Source organism: Streptomyces sp. H51 (assembly GCF_035656535.1).
GTDB lineage: Bacteria > Actinomycetota > Actinomycetes > Streptomycetales > Streptomycetaceae > Streptomyces.
Genome location: NZ_JAYMHD010000092.1, coordinates 1 through 17,885 on the forward strand (window position 1 = coordinate 1; position 17,885 = coordinate 17,885).

At 71.2% G+C, this 17,885-nt stretch carries 15 protein-coding genes and 3 pseudogenes; 9 read left to right on the plus strand and 9 right to left on the minus strand.

Annotation, left to right across the window (positions count from 1 at the left end; all coding sequences use genetic code 11):
* Positions 1 to 553: 553 nt before the first annotated feature.
* The 3 genes from VKA29_RS36540 to VKA29_RS36550 all read right to left on the minus strand — a co-directional run bounded on the left by VKA29_RS36540 (position 554) and on the right by VKA29_RS36550 (position 2,609).
* Positions 554 to 1,498 (minus strand): helix-turn-helix transcriptional regulator, encoded by a 945-nt coding sequence (locus tag VKA29_RS36540; protein WP_324790390.1) that lies wholly within the window; start codon positions 1,496 to 1,498, stop codon positions 554 to 556.
* 6 nt (positions 1,499 to 1,504) lie between these two features.
* Entirely contained in the window at positions 1,505 to 1,687 is a 183-nt protein-coding gene (locus VKA29_RS36545) for a hypothetical protein (RefSeq protein ID WP_324790391.1), read from the minus strand.
* A gap of 649 nt (positions 1,688 to 2,336) precedes the next feature.
* Positions 2,337 to 2,609 carry a hypothetical protein gene (locus VKA29_RS36550; RefSeq protein ID WP_324790392.1) on the minus strand — a complete coding sequence of 91 codons (273 nt, stop codon included), beginning with the start codon at positions 2,607 to 2,609 and terminating at the stop codon, positions 2,337 to 2,339.
* Positions 2,610 to 2,746: 137 nt separating this feature from the next.
* Here VKA29_RS36550 and VKA29_RS36555 point away from each other — a divergent pair, with 137 nt between their 5' ends.
* From VKA29_RS36555 to VKA29_RS36565, 3 genes and pseudogenes are all read left to right on the plus strand, one after another.
* Complete coding sequence (locus VKA29_RS36555; RefSeq protein WP_324790393.1) at positions 2,747 to 3,973, plus strand: hypothetical protein; 1,227 nt, start codon at positions 2,747 to 2,749, stop codon at positions 3,971 to 3,973.
* 109 nt (positions 3,974 to 4,082) lie between these two features.
* Positions 4,083 to 4,286 (plus strand): annotated as a pseudogene (locus VKA29_RS36560) (transposase); the annotation flags it as partial.
* Between the two features lie 39 nt (positions 4,287 to 4,325).
* Positions 4,326 to 4,664: pseudogene (locus VKA29_RS36565) on the plus strand (transposase); the annotation flags it as partial.
* Here VKA29_RS36565 and VKA29_RS36570 read toward each other — a convergent pair.
* The 4 genes and pseudogenes from VKA29_RS36570 to VKA29_RS36585 form a co-directional block, all read right to left on the minus strand.
* A pseudogene (locus VKA29_RS36570) lies at positions 4,661 to 4,843 on the minus strand (transposase); the annotation flags it as partial. The pseudogenes VKA29_RS36565 and VKA29_RS36570 sit on opposite strands and share 4 nt — an antisense overlap.
* Before the next feature lie 190 nt (positions 4,844 to 5,033).
* Positions 5,034 to 6,476 carry a hypothetical protein gene (locus tag VKA29_RS36575; protein ID WP_324790394.1) on the minus strand — a complete coding sequence of 481 codons (1,443 nt, stop codon included), beginning with the start codon at positions 6,474 to 6,476 and terminating at the stop codon, positions 5,034 to 5,036.
* Positions 6,477 to 6,747: 271 nt separating this feature from the next.
* Positions 6,748 to 7,515, minus strand: coding sequence for a hypothetical protein (locus tag VKA29_RS36580; RefSeq protein ID WP_324790395.1), 768 nt, complete (start codon positions 7,513 to 7,515; stop codon positions 6,748 to 6,750).
* A 251-nt stretch (positions 7,516 to 7,766) separates the two neighbouring features.
* A complete protein-coding gene (locus VKA29_RS36585) occupies positions 7,767 to 8,003 on the minus strand; it encodes a hypothetical protein (protein WP_324790396.1) in 237 nt (78 codons plus the stop codon).
* A gap of 1,375 nt (positions 8,004 to 9,378) precedes the next feature.
* On the opposite strand from VKA29_RS36585, the gene VKA29_RS36590 reads away from it, so the two are divergent.
* The 3 genes from VKA29_RS36590 to VKA29_RS36600 all read left to right on the plus strand — a co-directional run bounded on the left by VKA29_RS36590 (position 9,379) and on the right by VKA29_RS36600 (position 11,959).
* Complete coding sequence (locus tag VKA29_RS36590) at positions 9,379 to 9,561, plus strand: hypothetical protein (protein WP_324790397.1); 183 nt, start codon at positions 9,379 to 9,381, stop codon at positions 9,559 to 9,561.
* A gap of 134 nt (positions 9,562 to 9,695) precedes the next feature.
* Entirely contained in the window at positions 9,696 to 10,328 is a 633-nt protein-coding gene (locus VKA29_RS36595; RefSeq protein ID WP_324790398.1) for a hypothetical protein, read from the plus strand.
* A gap of 308 nt (positions 10,329 to 10,636) precedes the next feature.
* A complete protein-coding gene (locus VKA29_RS36600) occupies positions 10,637 to 11,959 on the plus strand; it encodes a hypothetical protein (RefSeq protein ID WP_324790399.1) in 1,323 nt (440 codons plus the stop codon).
* A 240-nt stretch (positions 11,960 to 12,199) separates the two neighbouring features.
* Here the strand turns inward: VKA29_RS36600 and VKA29_RS36605 are convergent, their stop codons facing one another.
* Together VKA29_RS36605 and VKA29_RS36610 are read right to left on the minus strand one after the other, a co-directional pair.
* The gene (locus VKA29_RS36605) at positions 12,200 to 12,490 is read right to left on the minus strand and encodes a hypothetical protein (RefSeq protein ID WP_324790400.1); all 291 of its coding nucleotides are present in this window, start codon (positions 12,488 to 12,490) and stop codon (positions 12,200 to 12,202) included.
* 68 nt (positions 12,491 to 12,558) lie between these two features.
* On the minus strand, positions 12,559 to 12,744 hold the full coding sequence (locus tag VKA29_RS36610; RefSeq protein WP_324790401.1) for a hypothetical protein: 186 nt from the start codon (positions 12,742 to 12,744) through the stop codon (positions 12,559 to 12,561).
* A gap of 371 nt (positions 12,745 to 13,115) precedes the next feature.
* Between VKA29_RS36610 and VKA29_RS36615 the strand changes: the two genes are divergently transcribed.
* The 3 genes from VKA29_RS36615 to VKA29_RS36625 all read left to right on the plus strand — a co-directional run bounded on the left by VKA29_RS36615 (position 13,116) and on the right by VKA29_RS36625 (position 17,454).
* A complete protein-coding gene (locus tag VKA29_RS36615) occupies positions 13,116 to 14,828 on the plus strand; it encodes a hypothetical protein (RefSeq protein WP_324790402.1) in 1,713 nt (570 codons plus the stop codon).
* A 662-nt stretch (positions 14,829 to 15,490) separates the two neighbouring features.
* The gene (locus VKA29_RS36620) at positions 15,491 to 16,513 is read left to right on the plus strand and encodes a TniQ family protein (RefSeq protein ID WP_324790403.1); all 1,023 of its coding nucleotides are present in this window, start codon (positions 15,491 to 15,493) and stop codon (positions 16,511 to 16,513) included.
* A 98-nt stretch (positions 16,514 to 16,611) separates the two neighbouring features.
* Positions 16,612 to 17,454 carry an SDR family oxidoreductase gene (locus VKA29_RS36625; RefSeq protein WP_324790404.1) on the plus strand — a complete coding sequence of 281 codons (843 nt, stop codon included), beginning with the start codon at positions 16,612 to 16,614 and terminating at the stop codon, positions 17,452 to 17,454.
* Positions 17,455 to 17,885: the final 431 nt, after the last annotated feature.

The window sequence follows — 17,885 nt, forward strand, 5'->3', positions numbered from 1 at the left end:
GCCCACCACGACCCGCGGGACGTCGTCTTCGTCGACGGCTGGACCGGCAATACCCGCTCCGCGGGTAAGAGCCTGCTTCGCAGGCTCCCAGCGAACCCCCGCGCGTTGCGCGGGGGTTGACGGAGTGACACCTCCTCGCTGCGCGAGGAGGTTCGGTTCTGCGCTGCGCTTCGAACCGAAGGATTGCTTGCGCTGCGCTTCAGCAATCCGTGCGGGCTGCTAACGCAGCCTTAGGCGGCCCCGGTTTCCGGGGCCTTGAAGGTCCGTCCGCTGCGCTCCCGGACCCAAGCCCGCTTCGCGGGCTGCTGGCTAGGGGAGCCATGCGGGCTGTTTCCTTCGTGTAGAACTTTCCAGGAATCCGGATTCGGGGTTGGTGCCCCTGGGCTGGAGATCATGGTGGGTTGGACTGTGGGGGTGAGTGTGGTGATGTCCGTTCCGCTTCATTGGACAGACATCGAGGTCTGTCACCCTGTTGTGTGCGCCACGGCACCAGGCGGAGGGGGCCGATGCTCTGTCGCCTCGGCCGGGTGAACCTCCCCTCGTCCGGACTGACTCATCCCAGCATCTCGACGGAGTCGGTGACGGTGCGGCCGAGAGGGGGCAGTTCGTGTGGCGCCCGGTCCTCGCTCAGCACTCTCTGCCCTGCCTGCCGCCACAAGATCTGCTCGTCTGACGGCACGCCGAGCACGTCGAGCACAGAACCGAAGAAGAGGTCGACCGTTCGCTGTCCGGCCATGATCTGCGTGACGATGGTTTGCGGGGCCCAACGCCCTATGCCACCTATGCGGGCGGTGCGGTCGGCGATCTCCGCGTCGGTCGGGGAACCGGCCATCGTGCGCAGGACGCCCAGCTCGGCCACGAGATCATCAACGGTGCGCAGCAAGTCCAGTTTCTGGCGTAGTCGCCACAGGTGAGGCACCTTGCGCTGGACGCGTACGGGGCCGTTCAGGGTGATCACCCGGTCCCATGCCTCCATGCACTGGGCACGCAGGGGTTCGTGGACTTCAACGGCGTCGAGGAAGGCCTCGAACTGGTCCCGGTCGGCGGGGATCGTCCTCTTGGTGACGAGGCGGTGCGCCGTGGAGTGCCCGAGCCGGCCGTCCGTACGGTCCTCCACCTCGCTCATCGACGGGGCGCCGTTCTTCTCGTACAGCTCCTCGACGAGCGCGGCCAGGTCGACGACGGTACGCACCAGATGCGCGGCGGGAGCCTGGGGGCGGGGGCGGTCGGCCAGCCGCTGGTAGTAACGGGCCTGCCTCCACAGGGCGATGGCTTCCTGCTCGGGTCCGCCGCAGTGGGTGACGGCGTCCCGCGCGACGTCCCGGCGCGGCGGGCGGCGGCCGGAGGCGGCATTGCGCAGGGTGCTGGCGGACCAGCCGGTGGCGTGCGCGAGATCCTCGTACGTCAGGCCCGCCGTCGCGCGCCAGGCCCGCTGGAAGTCGGCAAGCCTGCCGACGGCGGGCACCTTCCGGACGACCGGGTTCTCCTTGCGTCCCACGGCCGTTCACTCCTCCCCGGCGAGTTTGCCGAGCTTCCCGATCCAGGCGCGTACGGGGATCCGGCCCGTCACCGACGCCAGGACCACTGCTGCCAGCCCGCCCACGGCGGCGACCATCCGCATGACCTCGCCGAACGACGACCCGGCAAGGTGCAGAACCACCGCTGTGGCGAAGACGACGGTCATCATGGCGGCCTCGGCCCCGTTGAGCCTCTTACTCCCGTTACTCCCGGGCGAGGAGACCCGGCCGGCCGGGGGCACGTCGACGGTGGCATCCGCACGCGGGAAAGGGGACACGGGGCTGTCCTCGGGGGACATCACAACTGGCTCCTGGATGCGACAGGGGCTCCGGCAGCGGGGCCCGACAAGGTTGAGGACGTGGCGTCGGACCGCGGGGCCGAGCCCGACCGCGTCCCTCCGGCACGTGTCTTCATCGTTGCAGGCATCCGGCCAAGCCCCGTACCGGAAAAGGGCTGTTGCAGCGGGTTCCGCAGCGAGCATCCCAGTCGTCCGAATGCCGCTGCGAGAACGCCGCAGTCTTGTGTCGGGCTCGTGCCGCAGACGGATCGCGTGCGCGGCCGTACCCGTTGCGTCCTCCGCCCGTCCCTCGGGCTTTTGAATTCCGCATCTGACATCCCAGCCGCCCGACGAGCACTTCGATGACCGCCGGGGTCGTCTTCCGGGCTGCGCTCCCGGCCACCAGAGATCTGGTGGCCACCTGCAGTCCCGGTGAGCGGAGCCGTCGACGTGTGAACGGACATCCTTCGGCCGTGGAGCCGCGCGCGTACGGCGGCCATGTGAGCGGTGAAAGCCGCCTGCGGCCGGACGGCATGTCGTTCTATGGGCGGTCGGGATACCAGGGGGCGAGACGCAGCAGGAGGTGGAGGGTGCGGCGCGCGGCGGTGCGGTGGGCGGGGGTGGGGGCGTAGGCGGCGCCGAGGGCGAGGGCGGCGGTGAGGACCAGGAGCAGCAGGAGGCCGGTGCCGGCGTACGCGAGTGCGATGCGGCCGCCGGCGGTGGGGGCGAGGAGGAGCGCGGTGGCGGCCGCGGGGGCCGTACGGGCGGGCAGGTTGCGGGCACGACGGGATGGGGGCGGGGACGTCGAGGGCACGCGGGCATGGGCGAGCGGCTCCTTCCAGAGACGTACGGAGGTTTCCCGGGCCCTTGTCGTGGGCCGGTGGTTTTCCCAGTTCAGCGGGTATGTGGAGGACGGCCTACGGGTACCTCGCGGGGTTCTAAAGTGAGTGGGTGGCAAGAGGAGAGCCGAGTCCGGCGGATGTGGAACTGATCGGACGTCTGGCGGCGCTCGGTATCACGGTGTCGGCGGCGCATCTGGAGCGGTGGCGGGGTCTGGGGCTGCTGCCCGGGCACGCGCGGGTGTGGCTGGGGCGCGGGCGCGGTTCGGTGTCGGTGCTCGCCGAGGAGACCGTCGCGGTGGCCGCGGCGCTCGGGCGGCACGCGCGCTCGGGGCGGGATGTGCGCTGGACGGTGATCGCCTGGTATGCCGAGGCCGGACGCCCCGTCCTAGCCGGGCAGTTGGCGGTACCGGAGCCGCCGTGGCCTGCCGTGCGCGAGGCCCTGGTGTGGGCGATGCGGCGCTCGGCGGCGCATCACCTGGTCATGGCGGCCCGCGGGGGTGAGGAGGAGCAGGACGCCTTCTACGCCGAGGCCGGGCGGGTGGTGGGGCGCGGGCCTGCCGGGCCCGCGCACCCCGACACGGTGCGGCGGGTCCTGGAGGATCCTGACGCCGAGCTCGACCAGGGTGAGGACCGCCGGCGGCGGCGCGGGGCAGTGAGCATGGTCGCGGCCGCCGCCATGGGCGCGGGCGAAGTCGGCGGCGAGCGGCTCGTCGACGCGCTCGCCACCCTCACGCCCGGCCTCGACTGGACCGACGTCGCCGCCAAGGCTCGGCAGGCCGAGGAGACGGGCGAGTTCGACGGGTGGGTCCGGGCCGGCGCCGTCGACCCGCTCGGCCTGCTCCAGGCGGCCGGTCCCGAGGAAATGGCCGCCGCACGCCACGCTGCCACCGTGCTCGCCGGGATCGGCGGCCTGTACCTGATGTACGGGTTCGGCATGCCCGACAACCCCGCCCTCGCCCGCCTGCGGGCCCTCCTGGAGGAGTCCGGGTTCGCCCTGATCGCGGCCACGATGGTGCCGATGATGATCAACCCATCGGGCGTCGTGCACGCCCTAACCATGTGCCTCGCCCCCGAAATCGCCGCGCTCGCCACCTGGGTGGAGTCAGTCCTCACCGAACAGGCCGGCACCGGGCAGGGGCTGCTGCGGCTGCCCGGTGCCGAACAAGAGGGACCGGAGGCGTTCATGCAGGCATGGATCGGCTACATCCACCAGCTCGCCGACCGGGCACGCGCCCGCCGCACCGGCGCCGCCGAGGACACCTGCGGAGCGCGGCCGTCCACCCGAGCGTCGTCAGACACCGGGCCAGCCGGGAGCAGCACGGAGCACGGCCAGTGATCGACCATGACCGAGAAGGACGGTCGAAGTCAGTCGAAGTCAAGGGACTGCTGCAGGTTGGGTGACACCTGACCTGGCTTGCTGATAGGCGGCCTGGAACGATGTCGCAGTGCCCAAGCCGTATCCCAAGGAGTTCCGCGAGGACGTCGTGAGGGTCGCGCGCAACCGCGAGCCCGGCGTCACGCTGGAACAGATCGGCGCCGACTTCGGCGTCCACCCGATCACTCTGTCGAAGTGGCTGCGCCGCGCCGACACCGAAGAGGGCGCCAGGCCCGCAATGGCATCGGATGCGTCGGCTGAGCTGCGCGAGGCCCGCAAGCGGATCCGGCTGCTGGAGTACGAGAACGAGGCGCTCAGGAGGGCGGCGATCGGGACTCTCGTCGAGCGCACCACCAGGTTCACCATGCTCGTCCACCTGCCGCGCGAGGAGGGCTACGGTGTGGTCCCGCACACGAAGAACGGACCCGCTCTGGCCGGATACGGCGCCATCACGATGAAGAACGCTCTGGCCAGGACGATGATCACACTGCCTGAGCAACTCCGGCGATCTCTCACCTGGGACCGCGGCAAGGAGCTGTCCGCGCACGCCGCCTTCACGGTCGAGACCGGCATCCCTGTCTACTTCGCCGCCCCCCACAGCCTCCGGCAACGCGGAACCAACGAGAACACCAACGGCCTACTGCGTCAGTACACCGTCTGCCACGGCCCGTACTCCGGCGGCAGATCCCTCCACGGCGCACCGGTCCGCACTCACCAACGGATCCCATTGACCAGTCTCCGGCGGCCCACCGACGGCCGTCCCAACACCGCGACCGGCAGCATCGGCTCCAGCACCGCCCACTGATCGTCAGAAAGATCCCCTCGCCCCACACCGCGATCATCACGGCGCAGGGCGAGCGGCGAAGCCCACTTCCAAAACACGGCCTAGCTGGCCGTGGCTCCGGTTGTCCGACACCTGCACGTGCTGGCGGGCGGCTACACCTGGGTCGACCCCGCCGCGGTCATCCTCAACGCCGAAGAGGTCTGACGTGGCGGCCCGTCGCGCTCGGGCGTCTGCTGGCTACCGGCGCAGGCGCGAGAGCAGGCCAGGCCGCCTGGGTGCCTTCGGATCGGCATCCGGCACGGCGGTCTCGGGAGGCTGCGCGCCGCCGATGTCACCGGTGTCTCCGAAGACGGCGTGTCGCACGGCATCCCAGTCTTCGCGGCGCCACCAGTCGAACAGGCGGGCGCTGCCGATCACCGGCACGGTCAGGGTGTCGGCGAACACGCGGTCGGTGTAGACCTCGGCGTCCCGCTGCGCGGGGTGGAGCTTGATCTGGTGGTTGACCACCAGGATGCCGCCGTCAACGGGCTCGGTCCCGGTCAGACCGGGCCAGGTGTTCAGGTGCTTGAGCAGTTTGTCGGGCAGGCTGTGCGGTGGCCGGTTGTTCGCCGACTTCACCTCGACCAGGACTCGGCGTCCGCCGTGCTCGGCCAGCAGGTCCGCCGACTTGGTGCCGTACACGTCGTCGAGGCGGGTCACCGCGGCGCCGGCCGCCACGAGGACGTCGTGCACCGCATCCTCCAGCGCGCGGCCGGTGCCGAACAGCAGACCGTCGCGCAGCGGATCGGCCACGGCCCGCAGCGCGGCGAGCTGCTGCTGCAGCTCGGTCTGCCGCCGCTCGTGGTCGCGCTGCCCCTCGGCGATCGTCTCGACCAGCCGGGCTTCGGCATCGGTGGCGAACGCCGGATCGCGCACCAGGGACGATCGGACGCGGGTCAGCGCGCCGGGCACGTACGCGGGCAGCGCTTGCTGGACCAGCCACTCCACCAGCAGCCGCTGGTCGGTGCCGTGGGGAACCACGAACCACCGGGCACCGCCGCCCGCCGGCATCCACACCCCCGCCACCGGGTCACCGAGGCCGTCGACCAGGACCGGGCGCAGCTCCCCCTCCCCTGGCGGCGGCCACACCCTTGCAACTCCGGGGCGCGAGGACCCCGATTCCTTGTGGTAGGTCAGGCGGAACCAGGTGTCCGGCGGACGGTTGAGCAGCCGGGTGCCAAGGTCGTGCTCGGCGTGGTCCAGGCCGTCGGCGAGTGCGGGACTCACGCCGAGGGGGAGCGAGTTGGCGGAGATCGAACCGAAGCGGTCGGGCAGGTGGATGCCGGGAGCGACGGTGCCGGAGAAGACGTTGTACCTACGTTCCCCCACGCCGGTGCAGGCGACGACGAGGGCGGTCTCACCGCGCTGCCGGGCCCCGGCAGCGTAGCGCTTGTAGGGCTCAAGACCGGTGGCGGGTCCGAGGACGGGGGACAGAACGGCCGCGCAGTCGCCCGTCTCCTGATCCTTCCACCGTGGCTCCACCCCTAGCGCCGCCCAGTCCACGACTCCCGGCCGCACCGCCGGGGCGGGCCGGCGTCCCGGCACAGCGGACATGCTGATCACGTCGGGGGCCGGGGGCGCCGGCGGTTCGCCATCGATGTGCAGAGGGATCAGGTCGGCGCTCGGGCCGGACGTGCTCATGGTGGAAACGGTAGCCGCTCCTGGGTCAGTGTGGCGTTGAAGGGGTTGGACACTGTGCGGGGTTCGGGCAGCGGGGTGGCAGGTGGCCGTGGGCATCGACCTGTTGGCGGCCCCATCGGGCCAGGACGTAGGCCGGGAAGTACGGAGCCTGGCCAACGCCCGTACGGCGTGGGTCACTGCGGCAGGTCTTCCGGCCGGGCGAGCAGCCCGGCGGCGGTGGCGACAAAACGTCCGTGGACCGACGGGCGCGGGCGCTTGTCCGGGTCCATCCTCATCTGGCCTGGGCTCGGGCGTGGTAGCGCTCCTGCAGCCGGCGCAGCATGATGCGGCAGTACTCGGCCAGTGGCCGGTGCTGGTCCTCGTCGATGACCAGAGCGATGGTGTGGACGCCGTCGGCTCCCGGTATCGCGGCGCGAGGCTGGGAAGCGCGCAGGTTGGGCCAGTAGCGGCCGTGCGCGAACCCGGAGGCCGCCCGCCAGGCGGCGCCCACCTCGACCGCGGTGAGGCCTGCCACGGGGGCGGCGGCGAGCAGGATCTGGTGGGTCCTGGGCGCGGTGAGCGGGGCCAGGGCGAGGTGGTCGGCGATGGCGCGGATCTCTGCCCGGCGCTGCGCTCCGCTCAGGCCGCCGCCGGTGGGGAGGTGGCCGGTGTCCTGTTCGTGCTGGTGGCGGTTGCGCATGTCCTCGTCCCACAGGGACAGTGCGCGGCGCCGTCGTTCGGCCCGGCCCGCGCCGTCCAGGAGCCACAGGCCGGTAGCGAAGTTCTCCAGGGCGCCGCGCAGCAGGGTCCAGGGGCTGGTGGGGTCGACCTCGCCGGCCGCCGTCAGGCGGCGCAGCGCGTCAGCGTGGGCCAGGCCTGCGGTGTAGGAGGCGCGGATCAGGTGAGCGGCCGCGTAGGCGCCAAGTGGTGCGTCGTCGGTGGCCAGGCTGCTGGCCGGGGCGGGGGCGGGCAGTTGCCGGTAGGCGCCGTCTGTGCGGGCCTGCTCGACCTCGTTGAAGAGGGGCAGGAGGTAGGCGCCGTTGAAGTCGCGCGTGCTCATGACCGGCCACGGTAGAAGCGGAGGAGCAGAAGGGGTAGCGGATTTGTGTGCTGCCCAGGTCGGGGGGTGTCTGCACTCGGTCTGGGCTGGCTCCCCGTGTCTCCCAGTGGGTCGGTCCATGCCGGTCCGTAGGTACGGCCGTCCTGGGCAGTGCGTCAAGTCTGCCGCCGCTGCGGGTCTGGCCCTCTCCGCCGCCGGGCCGCTCTGTCCCGGGCCTGCGTTGCTCCGGGGCAGAGCGGGTGCAGGAGGGGTTATGGGTTGGTGTCCTTGGCGGTGACGCGGTCGTCGAGGTAGATGACGGCAGTCGGCCCGTTCGCGCCGTTGGAGGGGATGACGTTGTCCAAGGCCTGGGAGATCGCGGCGCCGACACGGCGTCCGATCGAGCGGTCCAGTTCGGTCCAGGGGCTGCGCAGAGTGTCCGGCTGGATGTTGCGGCACCAGCTGAGCACGGCGGCGAGGGTGGTACCGGACAGCGGCACCGTGACCATCGCGTCGTCCTCGGCGGTGACCTCTTCCTGCGCGGGGGGGCCGGAATGCGCTGCCCTGTCCTCGTTCGTGCCCGGTGATGACCGTCTCGCTGTCTTTGGGGACGTTCTCCAGCAGGTAGGCCCAGGTGTTGCGGTGGCAGCGGATGCGTGCCACCCCCAGGCCTGCGGCCTTGGCCATGTCGCCGCGGAAACTGTCGTAGCTCGCGGGCCAGTTGCTGTAGGGCGGCTTGCCTAACAGCTTGGCGATGAATCCCAAGAGTGCTCCTTGTCTGACGGTGCACCGACTTCAGGCACCGGTGGTCGGTCTGAACGTTAGGGAAGCCTGCCACCACACGCCCAGGTCCATCCCACCGTTCACGGGCAGAGAGGCCGTCGGTGCGCGGGGGTGCGGAAGGCGGTCGCGGTCAGCAGCACGGTCGCTCCACTCCCCCGGCGTCGTCGTCGGCGCCCTGGTCTGGGAGTACGAGACCGGCCCAGGCATCTGGACTGCTGGGCTGCCCCACCCGGCCGGCTGCCTCACGCTCGCCGGCCGCACCCACGCCCTCACCGGCGCCATCCGCGTACGGCTGTGGAACCCCGCGAGGGCAACACCTGCTCAGGTGGCGGAGGCTCGCTCCTTCCTCGGCGCACGTGAAGTCCATCAGTCCTACGACCAGACCAGTCACACCGCCTGACGCCAGTCCACCCGTCGACGCGGACAACGTGCCGTCGGACGCCCGGCGGCGCGTAGCTGTGACCTGCTGGTTTGATCAAAACGCGGACGCTGTCGAGAAAGATGGCTACGCTGGCCGCGTTGTGCGGGCTGTGACCCATCTGAAGGAGCCGCCCGACCGCTGCCGCCGCTGAACCCTTGCGGCCCAGCGCCCCGTTTCCCCACCTCGACCTCTTGCACAGGGCCTCGCTGCCGTCGGCACGGGGCCCTTTTGCATGCCCGAAAACCGCCGAACCGGAGGCAACCCCGTGGCCGAGCCGCGCTTCACCGATCCCGAACTGACCGCGATCTGGTGCTTCCTGCGCCCCCACCCGACCCCCGTCCCGACTCACACGGACGTCGCCCGAGGCGCGCGCCGACGCACGCCCGACGCCCAGGACGTCGCCGCCCGCGAAGGCCTCGACCTCGGACCGGAACTGCGACGCGTCCTGCGCCGACGCCCCCAGCCGGCGAAGACACAGCCGCGGCCCGCCTCGCCGACGGGCGCGGCGCCCGGCACCGCCACGCAGCGGCGAGGCTCCACCGCCGCCCGCGCCGTGGAACGCTCCCGCGTGATGCGGCTCATCGCCCAGCTCGCACCCCGGGCTTCGCCACCACCAGCTCCGCGAACGCACGACCGCCTGGGACGCACTCAAGCTGACAGCCCCGGAGCTGGAGACCTGGATGAGGGCCCTGGGCGGGGACGGCGCCGCGGCCGCACGGGCGTGCCAGGTCTTCGGCATCGGGCCTGCCGCCCTCGATGTCGTCCTGGACGGCCGGCAAGTCCGCCGCCGGCTGCGCGAGGGCACAACGGTCACCGCCCTGCTGGCCCTGGCCACCGAGCGGGGCGTCGACCTGCGCCGGTGATGACCTACGGCGAGCCGACCCGCAGCGCGTGCCGGCCGAACCGGCACGCGGCTACGGGCACTTCGCGACACACTTCACCCAGACAGGCCGTCTGCGACCGGGGCAGGGCGGACCGGAAGAAGGGACGGGCGCCGGTGGCCGAGACGGACTGGAAGAAGGTGGCGGCATACCTTCGCGAGCTCAGCGGCGAGTTCACCCCGGCACAGCGGGACCTCGCCGCCGCCTTGGGCATGCCGCTCGCGCCCGGCACGACGATGCCGGTCGCGGCCGCACTCCTTCGCGCTCACCTCACCGGGCCGCTGCGTCTGAGGAGGGCGCAGCCGATCGACGAGGAGGAGTACAAATACCTCGAACTCGTCGCCGGTGAGGCCGCCATCAAGGTCCCGCCGCAGAACCTCATCGACCACCGGGACATCCTGGAGGCGTGGCTCGAAGTGGTCTGGGCGCACCGGTCGGTGATCCATCTCGAGCGGCTGTCACCCGAGCCGGGCGATATCGCGATCGCTCCCGGGCGGCGAGGCTCTGATCAGGTCCAGCACGACATCATCGCCTCGAGTACCGGCAGATCTGCGCGAAGATCACTCACCGGGGGAACTGTCGGCCCCGGCTCGCAGCGCCGGGTGTCGGCGGGCACCAGCTCCGGGCGCATTCGGTGCCAGCGCGCCAGGTGGCGCCAGCGTCCGGCACCGTCACGTGCGACCAGGGCGGTCAGCGGCATCAGGAGCCGGAGCATCAGCCTGCCGTGTGGTCCGAGGAGCCGGATGTGAACGTCGCGCCGCTGCTGGTGGTTCCAGCGGGCGCCCCATCAGGCCAGCCAGGGGGCGGACTCCTGAGGGAAGACCGACTGGATGACGGCCACGACCAGGACGAGGAAAAAGCAGATGAAGGCCAGGGAGGTCAGCCACCACGGGGCGCCGATCAGGACCAGGACGATCGCGCGTGGTGTTGTCCGTGGAACCGGTCAAGGCGAGGACCAGAGCGGCCAGGGGCCTGTGTCGAGGACGTGGCGGGGCAGTTCAAGCTGTCCCGTTCTCCGGCTGTATTGAGTGGCGTCCCTCTAGACACAAACGGGACGATGACCTTGATCGTGGGACGTCGAGGTCCTGGCATCTGTAAACAGCCGCCCTCGACGTCGTCGAAGCGGATGGAGGCCATCGTGTGGGAACAGAGCATCGGGACCTTCCCCGTGGACTTCACCGAGCACGGCAACGAGTGGGCCCACCACCTTGGGAACGCCATGGGCGGAGGGTTTCGCCGCATCAGCGGCACTGACAGCCACGGCGGCCCGGTGGAAATGGGGCCGCCCCTCAACGACTCCATGACGAGCATCCTGCGCGTCCAACCTCACCCCGACGGCATCAGATGCACGGTCGTCAGCGACGTCGGCACCCCGTCAGCGGACCAGATAGACCCCTGGCTGACTGGCGCGCGGAAGGCCGTGGACGAGATCGGGCACCACCAGCGGACTCACGTATGGGATGCGCTCGTTGGGGTCAGCCCGTCCGCCGGGCAGGGATTCCACCCCTTGGAGCAGATCAGGGCGACAGACATAGGGCCGCTGACCCTCGCCCCCGGTGGTGTCCACATGCGCGAGTTCCGAGGGCAGGACCGAGTCGACTCGCAGTTCATCACGATCTCCCACAGCTTCCCCGTCGTCGTCACCGGCCAGGTCGAGACCTACCACTGGGACCCCGTTGTCCCGGTCGCTCAGGCGCAGTTGCGCCGTCTCTGCGCTCTCCTGACGCTGCACCGGAGGCATCTGTGGGAGCCCCGGACACTCCCCTGGCCTCAGGGCCCCGACGGGTCGGTTCTGAAGATCCCGACTTCGGTCGGTCCCGAATTCCCCAGCCCGCACGGGGAGGAGTGGACCGGCGAGGTCCCTCCGGGGACAGGAAACTGGAGGCTGCCGCTGTGGGTGCTTGGGGCATGGGAGAGGCTGGACGGCGACCCCGAACTGGAGACCGCGCTCAGCGCGTACTACGAGGCCGTACGCCTGGGGAGACGTCATCCGTCGCTCTCGCTGCTCACCTTCGTAGCCGCGATCGAGGGCGTCGGTATGAGGTCCGTCCCAGACTCCATGTGCGATTGCCATCCCGAGTGCAAGCACCGCAAGGGAGTTGCCGAGAAACGGTTCCGGAAAGCACTCAAGACCGTGCTGACGCAGAAGCAGGTGAAGGAGCTGGCGGGCCCGCTGTACGACCAGCGCTCACATACGGGGCACCGAGGGACGTTGTTCGGATCGGAGCAGGTCCTCGGCTACGGCGGCCATGCGGGGCCGTTCCAGGTCAATCCGTACTTCCAGTTCGAGGCGGTGCAGCTTGGCCGACTGGCGCAGGTCGCCAATGCCGTTCTGGTCAAGGTGTTGAGTGAGCCGGCAGTGGACCCGGGCCATAGCTGACACGGGCGGGCAGGGGTCTCAGTCGCCGTCCTGCGGGGGACAGCCACTCAGTGCTTCTTCAACGGCCGTCGCACGGGTTGTCGCCCACAGGCATCGGCTTGGTGCCGGCTACCAGGCAGGAGGAGTACACCCTCGGCGGAGTGGGCTGCGGTTGTGGTTCCCTCTCGGCGCTCACGGCGATGATCGCCACGGCAGCGGCGCTGCTCAGCCCTGCTATCACGGCGAGCCTTGTACGGCGACTCACCGGTCGCCGCTGAAGTGGTCGAGAACTTCATCGCTGCAGTCGTCCGCACCGACCCGGGTTCGACTGAAGGCCAGCACGCCATCGTCGTTGCCTTCCCTCTTGGCCTTGGCCAGCTGCGTCTCGATGTCCGCGATGTACTCGGCGCACTCGGCGCTGACGGGCTTCTCGGGCTGCGGGTCAGGCGCCGGAAAGGCGTTCAGTGCGGCGGTGGCAGCGATGCCGGCCACACACAGCACCGCCCACACGGCAACCCACGTGCAGCGGCTCATCCGTAACGGCTTGGGCATTTAGGCATCCTACGAGCGTCGCAGCGGTGCCGTCCGCTGCTCCCCCAGAGGGGGGCAAGGCCGCATGTCTACAGGGCGCTGGGAGGCTGCTTCGGTTCGAAGACGCTTCGTGGGGTGCTCGGGTAGGGGGCGGACGCCTGGGGCAGGACCTGGGCCAGGTCGCGGTGGATCCGGTCGGCTTCCCCGCGGACCTGGACGGGGACGTCGCCGCGTTCGGCGACGAGGCGGTCGTAGACGGGGGTCTGCTGGAACACGGTGGGGCGGTTTCCCTTCAGCGGGCGGTACGCCGGACCGGCGCAGCTTACGGGCCCGGGTCACGGCGCGTGGGAGGCAGGTGGTCAGGTCAGGACGGCAAGGAGGGCGGCTTCGGTGGTCCAGTCGCCGTCGAAGAGCGTGGCGACCATGCGGACATGGCCGTCGGGGAGTAGGCCGGAGGGCAGGTCAGCCATCCGCGGGCTGGGCCTTGCGGGGCGCCCATGGAAGCGGCGTCGGTACAGACCCGCGCGCCACGTCACAGACGGTCCTTGCCGGGGAGGGTGACGCCCTGGGTAACCGAGCACGCCGGTCGGGCGCCTGTGTCACAGTGAGCGACGAGAGCGGATAGGCGACAAGGGGGCGGGCTGTCGTGCGGCGTGACCGAGGGCTTCCGGTGCTGCGGGAGAAGGAACTGCTGGCGGCCGGAGTGGACGTCGGGCCGCTGCGGCGGATCACCGTGGTCCTGGGGCGTGCGGGCGGCGGGAAGTGGCACGTCCCTGCCAAGGAGGCGGGGTGGCGGAGCCATTGCCGGTACGCGGAGCGCCTGACGGGCAGCCCGCTCGCGCTGCTGGACGTCTGCGAGCATGTGTGCCGCCACTGTGCCCCTGTGGTGAGCGTGGAACCGGGCGAGGAAGTGCTGTGGCGGGCAGCGGCCGACGTCGTGGCGGCTGACGGGCGGGTGCGCAGGCTGGAGGAGCAGGAGGCGGGTCCGCGGTCCTGGGAGGGGTATGCGCGGGTGCTGTGGGAAGCGGCACGGCACCGCGATGTGGAGGTTCGCCGCGGGCTCGAGGCGTGGACCGCTGATCCCTCGGTCGGTGCGGGCGCGCGACAGATGCTGCGGGCGTGGTCGGGGGTGCTGGAGCGGTCGGAGGCTGTGCTGGCCGGCTGGCGGGCGGCGGCGCCCGCGGCGCGGGAGGTGACGTCGGTCAGCGGGGCGTGTGATGCGGTGGCCGCCGACGGGACCGTGCAGCGCGCGGGCCAGGAGTTGGCGGCCGCGGTGCTGCGGTCCCGGTGGGCGGAGCCGTTCGACGTGTGGGCGGCCGTCCGGCGGGCGTGGAGCGGTGTGCGGGACCAGGGCGGCGAGGCGACTGCGGCGCGTGCGGCGGCGATGCGGGCGGTGGAAGCTGTCTGGGGCGGGTTGCGGGTGCGTGATGTGACGGCGCTGCCGGAGCCGGCCCTTGTGGCGGGTGCCTGGTTTGCTTCTCCCGCGCAGTGGGCGGATGCGGAGTTCCAGCACCGGTGGCAGCAGTACGTGGTGGACTGCTGCGACAGGCTGGAGGAGGCGCTGGGGGCGGCCACGGGTGACGGCGGCGAGGGGTGGCAGTTGGTGCTGGTGAGCGGCTGGCCGCTGACCAGTAAGCGGGATGCGGAGCTGGCCTACCTCGCGCAGTACGGGCAGCACGGGCCCGCTGTCCCGTTCGGTGGCCGGCGTACCGGCTACGGCTTTGAACCCGATCACGCTGTCGTGCTTGCCGTCCCCCGCTTCGCCGCCCGGCACGCCGCCGACCACACCCGCGGCGACCGGCAGCGGGTCGTCCTCGGACCGGAGCTTGTCGCGGGCACCGCCGGGCCGGACGAGCGGGACGTGCTGGCGCTGCTGCGCGGCGCCTACCCGTATCTGTCTGTTGACGCTGAGGGAGACGGGCCGGGCGCCGGGCCCACGGCCATGGTGACGACGGCCCGGGCGGTGCGGCGCGCTGCCCGGCTCGGGCGGCGGGCCGCCTACAGCGGGCCCGACTCGATGGAGGTCTACAACGACCTGGTCGTCGGCAAGTACAGCTGGGTCCCCGACGACGAGCACCCCGGCCCCGCGGCCGCCGAGATGGAGAACCTGCCCGTCCACTGGCTCAGGGACTGGATGCTGTGCCTGGACGTCGAGTGCGGGATGCGTGACGAGACCGTGCTGCACCGGCTGTACGGCACGGTGACCTCCTACGAGCCCGGCACCGGCCGGGTGGGGTTCTCCCCCACAGGCGGCCACCCGGCCATCTTGGTGCCCGTTCACCGGATCGTCGCGCTCACCGGTGACCGGCGGCGGCGCAGTGACGGACAGGTGCCCGCCTGCGAGCCGTACGAAGGGTAGAAAGGCCGTCCGCCTCGGTCCCGAGGGCGGCGTGTTGGGGACGATCCAAACGACATTCGTGTCCGTCAGATGGTGAACCGGCCATCTGCTTGGACGAGCACAGGGCCGACGAGATCTCGTGCCGGATGGTCCGGCCGGTCCTGCCGCTGTGGCCCTATCGACGCTCCGGACCGGCATCGGTCGGTTTTTACGCATCGGGTCGACTCCCGCGATCTCCGAGGCCGAACGGCTGGCATCCCGCCGCCCGGTGTTCGCGCAACGGCCGGTCCGCAGACGGTGCCGCAGGGGCGCGGATGCCCGTGCAGACCGCTGCCGGACCGTGCGGGCAGCGCGAGGTGCCGGGCCTGGGGTCCGCCATTCGGGAGGGGTGCAGTGTGGTGATCTGGCGGTGGAGGGCGTGCAGTTCGGTGCATCGCGGGGGCCCGGTTATGCCACAATGGTCTCTGCGTTCAGGGCGTTTCCCCACTCGCGTGGGGGTGTTCCGGCTGCAGCAGGAGACCTCCTGTGCATCGAGGAAGCATGCTCTGGGCAGCAATTTTCCACACTTGCGTGTGGGTTCGCGAAGTCCCGTTCCAGACCTTGGATGCGGGACTTTCGTCTTATGCCGTGCGGTGCGTACGGATCCGGCCGGTGGAGCACGGGGCGAGTGTCGGGGGTGCGGCGTGGCAGCAGGAGCGCTGCGGACGGTGCCGGTGGCCGGGGAGCTGACGGCGTCACTGATCAGCCGGGCCGCGGCGCGTTACGGCCTGCCGGCCGCGGGCGTGCTGCGGCTATGGACGTGCCGCAACTCCCCCGCCCAGCACAAGGGCGGCGGTGCGCGGGCCGATGCCGAAATCGTCCTCAACGAGGCCGGGCGGGCTGTGCTCGCCGGGCTGTGCGGGGTCACACCGGCGGTGCTGTCGCGCGCGCTTCCTGCGTTCACCGTGGAGGATCCCACAATCAGCACCGGGCGGGAGGCCGCCGTGGCGCAGGCGCGATGGCGGGCGGCGGGCACGGTGGCAGGCGATGCGGCGTTCGGCTGCCGCTCGTGCACGGCGCGGCGCACCGGCCAGGCAGTGCGTGCGGTGCGGTATCAGCCGCGCTGGCGGCGGGTGTGTGCCCGGCACGGGCGTTGGCTGCTGGACGCGGACGCCGACCAGCCTCTGGAACACCTGGAGTTGCGGTGGCTGCCGGAGGTGGCGGCCGCGCAGCGGCGGTGGGCGGGGGTGGCGCACCGTGCTGTGCGGGCGGGAGCAGAGCCCGCTCAGGTGTTCGCTCTGGCGCACGCGGTCGTGGCCCGGTGGTGGAAGGAGGCCCTGCACTGGGAGCAGGAGGAGTTCTGGCCGCAGCGGCTGCACCAGGTGGCAGGCGGCAACGCCGAGCCGGATTTTGAGCGCACAGCAGACCGCCTTCCTCCACCACCTGGCCGACCGCCTCCACCTGCCCCGCCTCGCACCCGCCGACCACGACCTGCTCTGGCACCGCCTGTACGCCCGCTGAACAAACCCCGCCCCTACCAGCCCAGAACAGCCGCCAAACCAGCCCTGCCTCTAGACACGCCGACCACCCTGCGCAAAAACCGCCGCCTCGCTCAGTTCACTGCACAGCACAAACAGCCAGCTCAGCCCATGTACCGCCCGTCACCAGCACCTCGGCTCGGCGGCGAGCCTCTCCCGGGAAACAGACGCGTCACTCAGTACATCTGAGCAACAGCAGGCCACACTCAAGATCAATAAGCAGACTCAACAGTTACGCCACAGGTGCCGTATCCGATACCGGCCGGGACGGTCTACCGTGTCGCGTCATGACGGTCTTGGTCATCGGCGGCAGCGACTTCCTGGGCACCGAGTTGATCCGGCAGACGGCAAGGGCCGGGCACACAACGGTCGCGACCTACGTGACCAGGCCCGGCACTGCTTCCCACGCCGCGTGGTACCCACTTGACCTGCGGGATCCAGGACGCGTGGATGCCGTCATGGCCGAAGTCGGCGCGGATCTTGTCGTCAACGCATCGAGCGGCCACGCCGACTGGGCGGTGACGGCTCAGGGGCCCGTCCGGCTGGCGATGGCGGCGGCGAAGTACGGAAGCCGCCTGGTCCACGTGTCCAGCGACGCGGTGTTCTCCGGCGCCCGGGTCCACTACGACGAGTCGTGCCTGCCTGACCCCGTCACCCTGTACGGGGCGGCGAAGGCGGCGGCGGAGACCGGGGTCCTCCTCGTGCATCCGCAGGCCGTTGTCGCCCGCACGTCGCTGATCATCGGCGACGGGGGTTCCGTGCATGAGCGCGTCGTGCATGAGCGCGTCGTGCATGAACTGGCCGCCGGTACCCGCGACGGCGCCCTGTTCAACGACGACATCCGCTGCCCGGTGCACGTCGCCGACCTGGCCGCCGCCCTCCTGGAGCTGGCGTGCGGCGACGCGGCCGGCGTCCACCATCTCGCAGGGCCCGACCCTGTGAGCCGTCACGAGCTCGGCATCCTCATCGCCAGGCGTGACGGCCTGGATGCCTCCCGGCTGCCCACGGGCCTGCGGGCCCACAGCACACTTCCCGGCGCCCTCGACGTACGCCTCGACAGCCGGGCCACCCAGCGGAATCTACGCACCACGCTGCGCGGTGCCCACCAGTTCTGCACCACACCAGCGTGACCACCCAGCCCGACACCGAGCTGCGGGCCCAGGCCCGGGCCGGGGCGCAGGTGGAGGTGGATGTCGCCGGGCACGCTGGACGCGTGGACAGGGTGATCCGCCGGCTGACGCGGTCAGGTCAGGCGCTGGCAGCCGGTCCGGGACGGTGAGCTCAAGACGGGTACCGCAGCGGAGCGTCGCTGGGGTCGCTTGCGTGGGTGGGTGGAGGTCATGGGCGTGCCGTCCTCGCGGCCGGTCCCACGATCCGGCGCCTGCTGGGTGGCGTGGCCACACGTGCGGGGCGCTGTGAGTGACGCGGCGCGTCTGGGGCCTACCTGTCCGCGTCGGTCGTGGGCTGACGCGGCGCTCGGCCGGGCACCGTCACAGCGCGGGCAAAGAGGCGGCACCAGCCAGGACAACGACAGTCGTCCCGCCGGAGTCACGGCGCTGCG

Excerpts from the sequence above, each read along its gene's own strand:
- VKA29_RS36605 (WP_324790400.1), bottom strand. The coding sequence starts at position 12,490 with ATGCCCAAGCCGTTACGGATGAGCCGCTGCACGTGGGTTGCCGTGTGG.
- VKA29_RS36600 (WP_324790399.1), top strand. The coding sequence starts at position 10,637 with ATGACCTTGATCGTGGGACGTCGAGGTCCTGGCATCTGTAAACAGCCG.
- VKA29_RS36580 (WP_324790395.1), bottom strand. The coding sequence starts at position 7,515 with ATGAGCACGCGCGACTTCAACGGCGCCTACCTCCTGCCCCTCTTCAAC.
- VKA29_RS36575 (WP_324790394.1), bottom strand. The coding sequence starts at position 6,476 with ATGAGCACGTCCGGCCCGAGCGCCGACCTGATCCCTCTGCACATCGAT.
- VKA29_RS36625 (WP_324790404.1), top strand. The coding sequence starts at position 16,612 with ATGACGGTCTTGGTCATCGGCGGCAGCGACTTCCTGGGCACCGAGTTG.
- VKA29_RS36590 (WP_324790397.1), top strand. The coding sequence starts at position 9,379 with ATGAGGGCCCTGGGCGGGGACGGCGCCGCGGCCGCACGGGCGTGCCAG.
- VKA29_RS36545 (WP_324790391.1), bottom strand. The coding sequence starts at position 1,687 with ATGATGACCGTCGTCTTCGCCACAGCGGTGGTTCTGCACCTTGCCGGG.
- VKA29_RS36585 (WP_324790396.1), bottom strand. The coding sequence starts at position 8,003 with ATGGTCACGGTGCCGCTGTCCGGTACCACCCTCGCCGCCGTGCTCAGC.